Source organism: Pseudoxanthomonas sp. GW2 (assembly GCF_000283075.1).
GTDB lineage: Bacteria > Pseudomonadota > Gammaproteobacteria > Xanthomonadales > Xanthomonadaceae > Pseudoxanthomonas.
In genome coordinates, this window is sequence record NZ_ALIP01000002.1 from 1 (window position 1) to 13,049 (window position 13,049).

Annotated in this window: 12 protein-coding genes; 1 reads left to right on the plus strand and 11 read right to left on the minus strand. The window is 73.1% G+C overall.

The genetic code is table 11. From position 1 onward, the window contains the following. From B351_RS15910 to B351_RS0100160, 11 genes are all read right to left on the minus strand, one after another. Positions 1–875: BatD family protein (locus tag B351_RS15910; protein ID WP_019397022.1), on the minus strand; the 875-nt coding region annotated here is incomplete at its 3' end. Continuing rightward, positions 872–2,602 carry a tetratricopeptide repeat protein gene (locus tag B351_RS18145; RefSeq protein ID WP_019397023.1) on the minus strand — a complete coding sequence of 577 codons (1,731 nt, stop codon included), beginning with the start codon at positions 2,600–2,602 and terminating at the stop codon, positions 872–874. The genes B351_RS15910 and B351_RS18145, both read right to left, overlap by 4 nt. Next, positions 2,599–3,621: a VWA domain-containing protein gene (locus tag B351_RS0100120; RefSeq protein ID WP_019397024.1), complete on the minus strand. Its 1,023-nt coding sequence runs from the start codon at positions 3,619–3,621 to the stop codon at positions 2,599–2,601. Before B351_RS0100120 ends, B351_RS18145 begins: the two co-directional genes overlap by 4 nt. Next, a complete protein-coding gene (locus tag B351_RS0100125; protein WP_019397025.1) occupies positions 3,618–4,079 on the minus strand; it encodes a DUF4381 family protein in 462 nt (153 codons plus the stop codon). Before B351_RS0100125 ends, B351_RS0100120 begins: the two co-directional genes overlap by 4 nt. Positions 4,080–4,088: 9 nt before the next feature. Then, positions 4,089–5,009 carry a DUF58 domain-containing protein gene (locus B351_RS0100130; protein ID WP_019397026.1) on the minus strand — a complete coding sequence of 307 codons (921 nt, stop codon included), beginning with the start codon at positions 5,007–5,009 and terminating at the stop codon, positions 4,089–4,091. Further along, the gene (locus B351_RS0100135) at positions 5,006–6,019 is read right to left on the minus strand and encodes a MoxR family ATPase (protein WP_019397027.1); all 1,014 of its coding nucleotides are present in this window, start codon (positions 6,017–6,019) and stop codon (positions 5,006–5,008) included. The genes B351_RS0100130 and B351_RS0100135 overlap by 4 nt, the downstream gene beginning before the upstream one ends. 111 nt (positions 6,020–6,130) lie before the next feature. After that, a complete protein-coding gene (locus B351_RS0100140; RefSeq protein ID WP_019397028.1) occupies positions 6,131–7,996 on the minus strand; it encodes a type IV pilus secretin PilQ in 1,866 nt (621 codons plus the stop codon). Between the two features lie 15 nt (positions 7,997–8,011). Then, complete coding sequence (locus B351_RS0100145; RefSeq protein ID WP_019397029.1) at positions 8,012–8,536, minus strand: pilus assembly protein PilP; 525 nt, start codon at positions 8,534–8,536, stop codon at positions 8,012–8,014. 25 nt (positions 8,537–8,561) lie between these two features. Beyond that, entirely contained in the window at positions 8,562–9,218 is a 657-nt protein-coding gene (locus B351_RS0100150; RefSeq protein WP_019397030.1) for a type 4a pilus biogenesis protein PilO, read from the minus strand. After that, entirely contained in the window at positions 9,215–9,970 is a 756-nt protein-coding gene (locus tag B351_RS0100155; protein ID WP_019397031.1) for a PilN domain-containing protein, read from the minus strand. The genes B351_RS0100150 and B351_RS0100155 overlap by 4 nt, the downstream gene beginning before the upstream one ends. Further along, a complete protein-coding gene (locus tag B351_RS0100160) occupies positions 9,970–11,028 on the minus strand; it encodes a pilus assembly protein PilM (protein ID WP_019397032.1) in 1,059 nt (352 codons plus the stop codon). The genes B351_RS0100155 and B351_RS0100160 overlap by 1 nt, the downstream gene beginning before the upstream one ends. 214 nt (positions 11,029–11,242) lie before the next feature. On the opposite strand from B351_RS0100160, the gene B351_RS0100165 reads away from it, so the two are divergent. Continuing rightward, positions 11,243–13,049, plus strand: a 1,807-nt coding sequence (locus tag B351_RS0100165) for a penicillin-binding protein 1A (RefSeq protein WP_026010174.1), incomplete at its 3' end; no start/stop codon positions are given.

A 13,049-nucleotide genomic window follows, 5' to 3' on the forward strand; every position in this document is an offset into this window, starting at 1 on the left:
CCTTCGGCGCGGGCCTCGACCGCCAGTTCCAGCGCCTCGCCGGCGCGCGCGGCGGACGGCGGCTGCAGGTAGCGCAGGCGCAGGTCGCGCAGCGGCAGCCACGGCTGCGGCGCGCCGGGCGGCTGCGCGCGCACCTGCAGCCGCTGCGGCTGGCCGCTGGCGGCCAGGGTGCGGTCGGTGCCGAAGAAGTCGTCGAAGAACCGCGGCGCGGCCTTGCCGCGGAACCGCGGCGCCGGCACCTCCAGCGGGCCGCTGCGCTCGGGCACCAGCAGGAACCGCCGCTCCACGTACTGGTAGTCGCGGCCGCCGATGCGCTCGCGCCCGGTGGCATCGTCGCCCACGCGCTGCAGCGAGGCGCCTTCGGGTGGCTCCTGGGTCAGTTCGCCGGACAGCAGCGGGGTGGCGAAGTACAGGCGCACGCTGACCCCGACGCTTTGCTGCACCCACGGTGCCTCCTCCTCGACCCGGGTCTCGAGGAACACCTCGCCGCGCGCATCCTGGCGCTCGCCCCCCACGCGCAGCGCCAGCGGCGGCGTGCGTTCGGCGCCCACCCGCAGCGCTGGCACCTCCAGCGCGCCGGCGCGGCGCGGCACCAGGCGCACGCCAAACAGCACGCCACGCCCGGCGGTATCGCTGCGGAACGGCGAGCCCACCTCGAAGTCGGCCTGCAGCGGCGCGTAGTCCGGCGCCACGCCGGGCTGGTCGGTCTGGATGTTGAGGGTGACGGTCTCGCCCTCGCGCACCTGGCTGCGGTCCAGCCAGGCGCGGGTTTCGGCACCGGCGACGCCGGCCAGCAGCCACAGCAGCGCCAGGCAGGCGCCGCGCAGCCGCCGCGAAGTGCGCTGGTCGCGCCGCGGGTATAGCGGGTCGTTCATCGTCCCTCCTGTTGGCGGCGCTCATGCTCGAGCCGGAACTTGGCGCGCAGCAGGCCACCGGGATCGTCCGGCACGCGCTGCAGCCAGGCCTCGTGCGCCTGGCGCTGCTCGCGCTGCGCGCGCTGTTCCTCCCCGCCGGCGTCCGCCGGCTGCGCCTGTCCTTCTTCCTGGCCGCGCCGCTCCAGCGCCTGGCGCATGCGCTCGCGCTGCTCGCGGTCGGCCTGCTCCTGGCGGGCGCGGGCTTGCGCTGCGTCCTCCTGGCCGCCCTCGCCGTCCCCGCCAGGTCGCGGCCGTTCCCGCGCCGGTGGCTGCGGCGGCGCGTCCTGTCCGCCGGCCTGGCTATTGCCGCGCGGGTCATCCGCCGGATCCCGGCCGCGCCCGGCCGGGTCCTTGCCGGACTGGCCGGCATCGCCGGACTGTCCGCCGCCGCCCTGCGGCGGCTGCCGGCGCATCGCCGCCTCGACCACCTGGCGGTTGGCGCGCGCATCCTCCATGCCCGGCGCCTGGGCCAGGGCGCGGTCGTAGGCCTGCAACGCCTCCTCGTAACGCCCCTGGCGCGCCAGCGCGTTGCCGAGGTTGTACTGCGCCTCGGCCCCGCGCGCGCCGGCGGCGGCGAAGGCCTCGGCGGCGGCGGCGAAGTCGCCGCGGCGGTAGGCCTCCACGCCGCGTTGCAGCTGCCGCTGCGCCTGCTGGTCCGGACGCAGCCAGGGGCTGTCCTGCGCCAGCGCCGGCGTCGCTGGCAGCGCGCCCAGCAACAGCACCAGTGCCAGCAGCGGCGCACCACGGCGGAACGCCAGCGCGCCCAGCAGCAGCAACGGCAGCAGCAACCAGTAGCCCTGGTCCAGCCAGGCCAGCGCGCCGTCCGTCCCGGCCGTTCCTTCCACCTCCACCGGCTGCAGCACGCCCAGTGCCTGCAGGTCGGCATCGCCCATGGCCAGCGGCGCGTAGCGGCCCTGCCCGGCGGCTGCCAGCGCACGCAGGGCCGCGTCGTCGCGCTGCGAAGTACGCAGCCTGCCGCTGGAATCGCGGTAGGCGCCGCCCCCGGGCGTGCCCAGGCCCAGCACCGAGACCTCGTAACCGGAAGCGGCGGTGGCCGCGGCGATCTGCCGCGCGCGTTCGTCGGCACCGGCGGCCAGCAGCAGGATCTGGCCGCGCTCGAAGCCGGCCTGGCGCAACAGGGTCGCGGCCTGGGTGATCGCGCGGTCGGCGCGCTGGCCGTCCGCCGGCATCACGTCCGGCGCCAGCGCGTCGAGGAACAGGGCGATGTTGCCGGTGTCGGCGGTCAGCGGCGCCACCGTGTAGGCATCTTCGGCCCAGGCGACCAGGCCGATCTCGCCGCCGCGGCGCTGGTGCAGCAGCCGCTCCAGCTTCAGCCGGGCATGCGCCAGGCGCGAGGGAGGCAGGTCGGGGGTGGCGATCGCGGCCGACAGTTCCAGCGCCACCACCAGCGGCATGTGCGGGCGCACCAGCGGCTGCCCTTGCTGGCGCCAGCCTGGCCCTGCCAGGGCGAGGATCGCCAGCAGCAGGGCCAGCGAAACCCCGGCCAGGCGCAGCCAGGCGCGGCCCTGCCCCGGCACCAGCAGCGCCGGCAGCAGGTGCGGATCGACCACCCCGCGCCAGTCGCGGTCGCGGCGCAGGCCCCAGGCAACCCACAGCAGCGGCAGCAGGAGCAGCGCCCACAGCCACAGCGGGCGCTGGAAATGCAGCAACGGCAGCCATGCGCTCATGCCGCCGCGCCCCCTGCTTCGCGCCGGCGGCCTGCCGGCATGGCGAAGGCCAGCAGGGCCAGGGCCAGGGCGCCGGCCAGCGGCCAGGCATAGGCCTCCCGCCGCGGGCGTACCGGGGCGGCGTCCACGTCCACCGGTTCCAGGCGCTCCAGCTCGGCGTAGATGCCGGCCAGCTCGTCGGCGTCGCGCGCGCGGAAGAAACGGCCGCCGGTGGCCTCCGCGACCGCGCGCAGGGTGTCCTCGTCCACGTCCTCGCCGGGCTGGACCGGCACGCCGAACAGCGAGAAGCCACCGCCGCTGCCGCCGAAGGCGATGGTGTGCACGCGCACGCGTTCGGTGGCGGCCAGCTCGGCCGCCTTCAGCGGCGGCAGCACGCCGGCGGTGTTCACGCCGTCGGTCAGCAGCACCAGCACCCGCTGGCCCTCGGGCTGTTCGCGCAGGCGCTTCACCGCCAGGCCGATCGCATCGCCCAGCGCGGTCTCGCGCCCGGCCATGCCGGCGGCGGTGTCGCGCAGCTGCTCGCGCACCGCGGCCAGGTCCAGGGTCAACGGGGTCAGCATGTAGGCGCGCTGGCCGAACACCAGCAGGCCCACGCGATCGCCACTGCGGCGCTGCAGGAAGTCGGCGATCACCGCCTTGGCCGCGGTCAGCCGGTCCACCGGCTGCATCCCCAGCATCATGTCGACCTCGCTCATGCTGCCGGACAGGTCCACCGCCAGCAGCATCTGCCGCGCCTGCTGCTGCGGCGCGACCGCCTCGCCCAGCTGCTGCGGGCGGGCGGCGGCAGCGCACAGCAGCAGCCAGGCCAGCAGCGCCAGCCCGCCGCGCACGCCCGCCGCGCCGCCGACCGGGGCCACGTCCTGCAGCTGTGCGCTCCACGGCACCCGCAGCGCGGCACCGGCATCGCGCCGCGGCGGCAGCAGCAGGCGCACCAGCAGCGGCAACGGCAGCGCCGCCCAGGCCCAGGGCCAGGCGAATCCGGCAAAGCCGTCCCAGGCCTGTGCCAGCCACGCGCTCATGTCCGCCCCCGGCGCGCGTCCATCAGTTCCAGGAAGCGCGCGTGCGCCAGCGCGGCGACCTGTTCCACCGCGGCGGCATCCGCCTGCGGGCGGAAGGCGCCGTCGAGCAGCAGCCGCCCGGGACCGGCGCTGAATGCCTGGCCGCGGGCCCCATCGAGGAAGCGCAGCCAGTCCTCGCCCTGCAGCCGTTCCGCGCCCGGCTGCGCCTGGCGCGCGGCGCGGCGCAGCAGCGCCGACAGCTGCGCCAGCCGCTGCGGCGGCGCGCCCTCGCCGGTTTCGCGCAGGAACCAGCGTGACCAGCGCCGGCGGCGCCGCCAGCGCCACGCCCGGTACCCGGCCAGCGCCAGCAGCAGCACCAGCAGGCCCGCGCCCAGCCACCACCAGCCCGGGGCCGGCGGCCACCAGCCAGGAGCGGGCGGCAGGTGGACGTCGCGCAGGGGCAGCCGTGCAGGATCCATGGCGGTCGGTCATGCCTCGCCCGGCGCGGATCGCGACGGCTGCATCCAGTCGCTGGCCGCCGCATCGGTGGCCAGGCAGTGCACGCGCCAACCATGGGCCGGCAGCGTGCGTGCCAGCACCTCGGCCGACAACACCAGCGCCGCATGCCACTGCGCCCGCGCCTGTTCGCGCTGCAGCGGCAGGTGCAGGCGCCGCCCGCCCGCCTCCACCGCCAGCGCGCGCTGCGGCGGCGTTGTTTCCAGTGCGTCCTGCAGCAGCACCAGGTCGGCCTCGTGGTGGCGGCCCAGCGCGGCCCAGCGCTGCAGTGGCACCCGCGCGGCGGCCTGCGGATCGGCCAGCACCACCACGCGTGCGCCCGGACGCAGCAGGCGCTGGGCATGTTCCAGGGCCAGTTCCAGCCCGGCATCGTCCTGCGGCGGTTGCGCGTACCAGCGCACCAGCGCCTCCAGCACCCGCATCACCCCGCGCATGCCGGCCGCCGGCGGGATGGCGGCCTCGCCGCCGCGCAGGGCCGCGATGCGGTCGCCGGCGCGCAGTGCGGCCCAGGCCGCCACTGCGCCGGCACGCGCGGCCTGCACCGACTTGAAGCGCACCCGGGTGCCGAAGTACAGCGCCGGCGAGGTGTCGGCCACCAGCAGGGCCAGGCGCTCGCGCTCGGCCTGGAACAGCTTGGTGTGGGCGCGGCCGGTGCGCGCGGTCAGGCGCCAGTCCATGCGCCGCACGTCGTCGCCGGCCACATATTCGCGTGACTCGGCGTACTCCATGCCGCGCCCGCGCAGGCTCGAGGGCGCGGCGGCGCGCAGGCCGGCGCGGCCGACCCCGGGCGTGCCCGCACGCGGGATTTCATGGCGCAGCGCGACCAGTTCCTCCAGCCGCGGCGCGAGGCCTTCGCCGGCCGCCTCCTGGCGCGGACGCGCCACCACGTTCATGGCGGCGGCACCTGCTCCAGCAGCGCCGCCACCAGGCGATCGCCGTCCCAGCCCTCGGCCAGGGCCTCGTAGCTGGGCAGCACGCGGTGGCGCAGCACGTCCGGGGCGACGGCGCGGATGTCCTCGGGGGTGAGGTAGTCGCGCCCGGCCAGCCAGGCGCGGGCACGGGCGCAGCGCTCCAGCGCGATGGAGCCACGCGGGCTGGCACCCCAGGCGATGCGCCGGGCCAGCGCCGGGTCGTAGCGGCCGGCATCGCGCGAGGCCAGCACCAGTTCCACCAGGTAGCGCTCCAGCGCCGGGGCCATGTGCAGCCCCAGCACCTGCTCGCGCGCGGCGAACACCACCGCCTGCGGCATGCGCGCCGGCGCGGCCGCCGGCGCGTGCAGTTCGCTGCGCGCCTGGGTGCGGGCCAGGCGCAGGATCTCGGTCTCCATCGCCGCGTCCGGGTAGCCGATGCGCACGTGCATCAGGAACCGGTCCAGCTGCGCCTCCGGCAGCGGGAAGGTGCCTTCCTGCTCGATCGGGTTCTGGGTGGCCATCACCAGGAATAGCCGCGGCAGCGGGTAGGTCCGCCGGCCCACGGTGACCTGGCGCTCGCCCATGGCCTCCAGCAGCGCCGACTGCACCTTGGCCGGGGCGCGGTTGATCTCGTCGGCCAGCAGCAACGGGTGGAACACCGGCCCGGGCTGGAACTCGAAGCGCGCCTCCTGCGGGCGCCAGATCTCGGTGCCGGTGAGGTCGGCCGGCAGCAGGTCCGGGGTGAACTGGACGCGGGCGAAGTCCGCCTCCAGGTGCGCGGCCAGGGTGCGGATGGCGGTGGTCTTGGCCAGGCCGGGCGCACCCTCCACCAGCAGGTGGCCGTCGGCCAGCAGCGCGATCAGCAGGCGCTCGACCAGCGCGTCCTGGCCGACGATGCTCGCCGCCAGGCTCTCGCGCAGGCGCAGGAAGGCCGCGTGCGCGGCGTCGGTGGCACCGGGCTGGCCGGCCGGTTCGGCGTTGGGATTGTCCATGCCCCGATTCTGACCGATCCGGGCGCGGCCTGGTTCCATCGCCGCCGCTCCGGCGCCGGAAACGGGAACGGGGCCCGTGGGCCCCGTTCCGTTCGTGCCAGAGGGCGGCCGTCAGGCGCGCTTCTCGACCCGCATGACCTTCGGGGTCAGGAAGATCAGCAGCTCGGCCTTCTCCTTCAGGCGGCTCTTCTTCTTGAAGAGGTTGCCCAGGAAGGGCACGTCGCCCAGGAACGGCACCTTGGACACGCTGTTGCTGTCGGTGAACTCGTAGACGCCGCCGATGACCACGGTCTGGCCGTCGTCCACCAGCACCGCGGTGTTGATCTCGCGGGTGGCGATCTCCGGCACCTGGCCGATCGAGGTGTCGATGTACTGCAGGATCTCGTCCTTCAGCACGTTGACCACCATGAACACGCGGTTGTCGCTGGTGATGGTCGGGGTGACCTTCAGCTCCAGGACCACGTCCTTGAACTGCACGTTCGGGGTGGCCACGCCCTGGGTGCCGCCGCCGGTCTGGGTCACGTAGCCGACCTCGCGGCCCTGGCGGATCACCGCCTCGCGCTGGTTGGAGGTGACCACGCGCGGGTTGGACAGCACCTCGCCGCGGCCTTCCTGCTGCAGCGCGCTCAGCTCCAGGTCCAGCGCGAAGTTGTTGCCCAGCAGGGTGTAGGCCAGGGCGCCGGCGTTCTCGGCCGAGGCCGGCAGGTTCACGTTGAGGTCGCCGGGGACGGTGACGCCGCCGTTGACGATGCCCGCGGTCTCGCCCAGCGACCCGCCGATGGCGGCGGTGTTGTTGCCGCTGCGGCGGCCCTGCACGCCGAAGCGCGCGCCCAGGTCGCGGGCGAAGGTGTCGGTGGCGATGACGATGCGGCTCTCGATCAGCACCTGGTCGACCGGACGGTCGATCACGTTGATCAGCTCGCGCATCTGCGCGACCTTCTTCGGGATGTCGCTGACCATCAGGGTGTTGGTGCGCTCGTCGGCGACCAGGCGGCCGCGCGAGGACAGGAAGCCATTCTCGCGGTTGCCGCCGTCGCCGCCGGAGCCGCCGCCCACGCCGCGGGCCTCGGTCAGCGCCTTGAAGATGGCGCCGGCCGAGTGGTAGTTGATCTGGATGTAGTCGGTGACCAGGTCGACGCGGTTCTCCAGGTCGATGCGGGCGTCCTCGCGGGCCTTCTCGAACGCGGCCAGCTCCGGCTGCGGCGCCACCCAGATCACGTTGCCGTCGCGGCGCTTGTCCAGGCCCTTGGCGCGCAGGACGATGTCCAGCGCCTGGTCCCACGGCACGTGCACCAGGCGCAGGGTCACGTTGCCCTGCACGGTGTCGGAGGCGACGATGTTGAGGTTGGACTCCTCGGCGATCAGCTGCAGGACGGTGCGCACCGGCACGTCCTGGAAGTTGAAGGTCACCGGGCGGCCGGAATAGGCGCGGCCGGCGACCTTGGCCTGGCCGCTGGCCAGGCTCTCGCTGTTGACCGCGCCGACCGCCGGGGCGCTGGCGCGCGGGGCGATCTCGACCACGTACTCGTTGCCGGTCTGGTAGGCCAGCGACTCGTACTCGCCGCGGGTGGCCAGCACCAGCTGCGCGCCGCCAGCGTACGGGCGGGCGTCGATGCGCTGCACCGGGGTGGCGAAGTCGGTGACGTTCAGCGGACGCTGCAGCTCGGCCGGCAGCACCGCGTTGGCGACGTCGACCACGACGCTGCCGTCCTGGGTGCGCAGGTCCGGGGCCACGCCCTCGCCGTCGAAGCGCAGGACCAGGCGCCCGGCGCCGCCGTCGCCGCGCTTGAAATCGATGTGGGAAACGCTGGCCTTGGCCGCCGTCCCCGTGGCGGCAGCGGCCGGCTGCGCGGAGGCCGCCGGGTTGGCGGCGAAGCCGGTGGTGGCGGCGAGGGCCAGCGCCAGCCCGAGTGCACAGGCCCTGAAGGTCGCCGGGTGCCGCGGCTTGCACAGACTCCGGTCGTTGGAAAAGGTCATCGTGCTATCCCCTAATCATTGATCTTCGAGCGCGATCGAGGCCGGACGCTCCAGCCATCCCCCCGCGCCATCCGGCACCAGCTCGACCAGCTCGACCCGGTCCTCGTACACCCCGACCACGCGGCCGTCGTTCTGCCCCATGTAGGTCCCCGGCCGGACGCGGTGGGTGACCTTGTCCGGCGCCATCACCAGCGCGAGCAGGCCGGGGCCCTGGCCGATCGTGCCGACCATGTCCAGGCTGTCCAGCGGGAACTGCTCGAGCGGCTGCTTGGGCCGGTTCGGGTCGGGACGCAGGCCGGCTCCCCCTTCCGGGTTCCGCCAGGCGTCGCTGAACGGGTCGCGCATGTCCTGCGCGGCGTACTCGAAGGTCTCGAACTGCTGCATCACCGGCAGCGGTTCCAGCGGCGGCGCCGGGCGCGCGCGCACGTCGGCGACCCACCGCTCCAGGTTGGGCGCCTCGCCCGGCGTGCTGGTGATCCCGCGGCCGCAGGCGCCCAGTCCCAGGACCAGGGCCGCCAGGCCGCACGTGCGCACGCACATCCCCAAGAAACGACTGGCGTGCATCTCAGCGACCTCCCGCGTTTGCATTCGCGCCCTCGACGTCGGAAATCTCGTTCTCGTCGAGGTAGCGGTACGTCTTGACCGTGCCGGAAAGCTCCAGCGCGCCGGTGCGGCTGACGCCGCCGCCGCGCTCCATCGGCTTGAGCGAGATGTCGTGCATGGTCAGGATCACCACCCGCGGCAGCGAGGCCACGCCGCTGACGAAGGCGCCGAACTGGTGGTAGTTGCCCACCATGCGCAGCCTGATCGGCTTCTCGGCGTAGAACTCGCGCGGCATCTCGTCAAGCGGCTGGAACAGCTCGTTGGACAGGCCGCTGGACAGCGCGGTCTGGGAGATGTCGACGATGAGGTCGGGCATCTCGGTCTTGCTGGGCAGCTGGCGCAGCATCTGCTGCAGCACCTGCTCCATCTGCGCCAGCTGCTGGCGCAGCGGCTCCAGGTTGGCGGCGCGGCCCTGTTCGCGCTCGAACTCCTGGCGCAGGGAGGCCTCCTCGCTCTCCAGGCCCAGCAGCTCGTCGCGCTTGCCGCTGATCAGGGCGAACCAGGCCACCGCCATGATGATGATCGCGACCAGCACGCAGAACACCACCTTGGCCTGCTGCGGCCAGGAGCCGATGTTGTTGAAGTCGAGTTCGCTGAGCTTGACCTTCTTCTTGCTCATGACGCCGGTCCTCCCGCGGCGTTGGCCGCCGGCTTGTTCCCCTGGTCCACGGCCGCCTCGGCGGCCTCGCCGGCCGGCTGCGCCGCGTCGGCCGCGGCCGGGTCCGCGGCGGCGGCCGCCGCCTCGGCCTCGGCCTGCGCGGCCAGCGCCTCCGGATCGATTGCCTGCCCGCCGTTCGCGTCGGCGCCGGGGTTGGCGAGCTGGACCTTCAGGGTGAAGTCGTACGGCAGCGAGCGGGCGCCACTGGTCATCGGCGCCTTGTTGTCCTTGCGCGCCTCGATGATCGACAGGTCCGGCTTGGTCATCCAGCCGGAGGTCTCGAGGTTGCGCATGTAGTTGGAGACGCGCGCGTTGGACTGCGCGGTGCCCTGCAGGGTCAGGATGTTGCCTTCCTGCTTGAGCGCGGTCAGGACCACGCCGTCGGGGATGGTGCGCACCAGCGAATCGAACAGGTGGACCATCTGCGAGCGGTTGGCCTGCAGCTCCTCGATCACGGCCTTGCGGTCCAGCAGCCGCTTCTTCTTCTTGTCGAGCTCGGCGATTTCCTTGTTCTGCTCCTTGACCTTCCCGATCTCGGCGCGCAGGAAGTCGTTGCGCTGGTGCTGGCCGCTGACTTCCATGTCGTAGTGGAACCACACCAGGATCGACAGCAGGATGCCGCCCAGGGCGGCGGCGCCGAGCATGGCCTGGAACTCGCGCTGGCGCTGCTTGCGGCGCTCGGCGCGCCACGGCAAGAGGTTGATGCGTGCCATCAGTCGAAGCTCCTCAGGGCCAGGCCGGTGGCGATCATCAGTGCCGGCGCGTCCTGGGCCAGCGCGTGCGCCTGCACGCGCGGCCCGAGGGTCATCTGCGCCAACGGGTTGGCGACCTGGGTCGGCACGCCCAGCTGCTCCTCGACCATCTCCGGCAGCCCGGCGATGGAGGCGCAGCCGCCGGCCAGCACGATCTGGTCGACGCGGTTGAACTCGCTGCCGGCGTAGAAGAACTGCAGCAGGCGGCTGACCTGCTGCACGGCCGCTTCCTTGAACGGCTCCAGGACCTCCAGCTCGTAGGTCTCCGGCAGCCCGCCCTGGCGCTTGGCCTGGCCGGCTTCCTCGTAGGTCAGGCCGTAGCGGCGCATCACCTCGTCGGTGAGCTGCTTGCCGCCGAACAGTTGTTCGCGGCTGTACAGGCTGCGGCCGCCGCGCAGGACGTTGAGCGTGGTCATGGTCGCGCCGATGTCGATCAGGGCGACCACGCCGTCGCGGCCGACCGGCAGGTCGTCGGCGATCAGGGCGAACGCGTTCTCGACCGCGAAGGCCTCCACGTCCATCACCTTGGCGGTCAGCCCACCGAGCTCCAGCGCCGACTGGCGCAGCTCGACGTTCTCCGAGCGCGAGGCGGCCAGCAGGACCTGGACGGTCTCGGGGTTGTTCGGCATCGGGCCGAGCACCTCGAAGTCCAGGTTCACTTCCTCGATCGGGTACGGGATGTAGTTGACCGCCTCGAACTCGACCTGGGCCTCCAGTTCGTCCTCGTCAAGGTCGGCCGGCATCGGGATCACCTTGGTGATCACCGCCGCGCCGGCGACCGCCGCGGCGGCGTTCCTGGCCTTGGTGCCGGAACGGGTGACGGCGCGCCGGATGGCCTCGCCCACCGCCTCGACCTCGACGATGTTCTTCTCCACCACCGCGTTCGGTGGCAGCGGTTCGACTGCGTAGTGTTCGACGCGGTAACGGTTGCCGCTGCGCGACAGCTGCAGCAGCTTGACCGCAGTCGAGCTGATGTCGACGCCGATCAGCGGCGACTGGCTTTTCGGGATGAGCCCCACGGTTTCTCCCCTGCCGACGGGCACTTGGACGCAACTGCTGTGCCCGCGCATTAAAAATGGCCTTTTCAGGCTTGGCAACCCTCCCACGGCAATGGGTCGCTCGACCCGCTACCGGCTGTCTGGCTGCCTGACCTGGTTCCCCAAGGATGCCCCCCCGGCGGCATCCTGCGCTCATCTATACTCTGCGGCCGCGAAATCTGCAATCGGAACCGTGATGCCCCGTCTCCGCCGCGTGCTCCGCTGGGCCCTGGTCGCCACCGCCGGCCTGGCCCTGGCCGGGCTTGTCGTCCTGGCCCTGCTCTACCGGAGCATCGCGGCCGACCTGCCCGACGTCTCCGCCCTGCGCCAGATCGAGCTGCAGGAGCCACTGTACGTGCATACCGCCGACGGCAAGCTGATGGCGGTGTTCGGCGAGGCCCGGCGCTACCCGGTGACCATCGACCAGGTGCCGCTGCGCCTGCGCCAGGCGTTCCTGGCGATCGAGGACGCGCGCTTCTACGAGCACGGCGGCGTCGACTACAAGGGCACCGCGCGCGCCATCTGGCTGATGCTCACCACCCGCAGCCTCAAGGTCCCCGGCGGCTCCACCATCACCCAGCAGGTGGCGCGCCAGGTCTACCTGAGCCCGGAGGTCAAGCTCAAGCGCAAGGCCGCGGAAATGCTGTTGGCCATGCGCATGGAGCGGGAGCTGAGCAAGGACGAGATCCTGGCCCTGTACCTCAACAAGAGCTTCTTCGGCAACCGCGCCTACGGCGTGGCCGCGGCCGCCGAGTTCTACTACGGCAAGAAGCTGGACGAGCTGGACCTGGACGAGATGGCCTCGCTGGCCGGCATCCCCAAGTTCCCCTCCTCCGGCAACCCGCTCAACAACCCCGAGCGCGCGAAGATCCGCCGCGACTACATCCTCGACCGCATGGCCGAGCTGGGCTTCGTCAGCGCGGCCGAGGCCGCCCAGGCCAAGGCCGTGCCGATGCACGCCGGCGCCCACGAGCCGCCGCTGGAGGCCTCGGCGCCGTACGTGGCCGAGATGGTCCGCCAGGAGATGATCGAGCGCTACGGCCCGGAGGCCCTGACCCAGGGCTACCGCGTCACCACCACCATCGACTCCGCGTTCCAGGCGGCGGCGGACAAGGCGGTGCGCGACGGCCTGCGCCTGTACGACCACCGCCACGGCTGGCACGGGGTGGAGCGCCACGTCGAGCTCCCCGCCGATGCCGACGACGCGGTGCTGGCGCGCGAGCTGCGCGGCACCGCGGCGCAGGCCGACCTGCTGCCTGCGATCGTGGCCGCCACCGCCGCCGACGGCAGCGCCGAGGTGGTGCTGGCCGATGGCAGCCGCGCCACCCTGGCCGCCGGTTCGGCGCGCTGGACGAACAAGAACCCGGCCGCCCTGCTCAAGCGCGGCGACGTGGTGCGGGTACGCCAGGACGGCGACGCCAGCCTGGTCCTGGACCAGGTGCCGCGCGGCCAGGCCGCGCTGGTGTCGCTGGACGCCAACACCGGCGCGTTGCGCGCCCTGGTCGGCGGCTACAGCTTCTCCGGCAACAAGTTCAACCGCGCCACCCAGGCCCGGCGCCAGCCCGGCTCCAGCTTCAAGCCGTTCGTGTACGCGGCCGCGTTCGAGAAGGGCTTCAACCCGGCCTCGATCGTGCTCGACGCCCCGGTCGTGTTCCGCGACCGCCGCGGCAAGACCTGGTCGCCGCAGAACGACGACGGCGGCTTCCGCGGCCCGATGCGCCTGCGCGAGGCCCTGGTGCAGTCGCGCAACCTGGTCTCGGTGCGCATGCTCGACGCCATCGGCGTGGACTTCGCCCGCACCTACATCACCCAGTTCGGCTTCGACGAGGCGGAACTGCCGCCCAACCTGTCGATGTCGCTGGGCACCGCCTCGCTGACCCCGCTGTCGGTGGCGCGCGGCTACGCGGTGTTCGCCAACGGCGGCTCGCGGGTGGATCCGTGGTTCATCGACGAGGTCCGCGACCGCGACGGCAAGGTCATCTTCAAGGCCGAGCCGGCGGTGG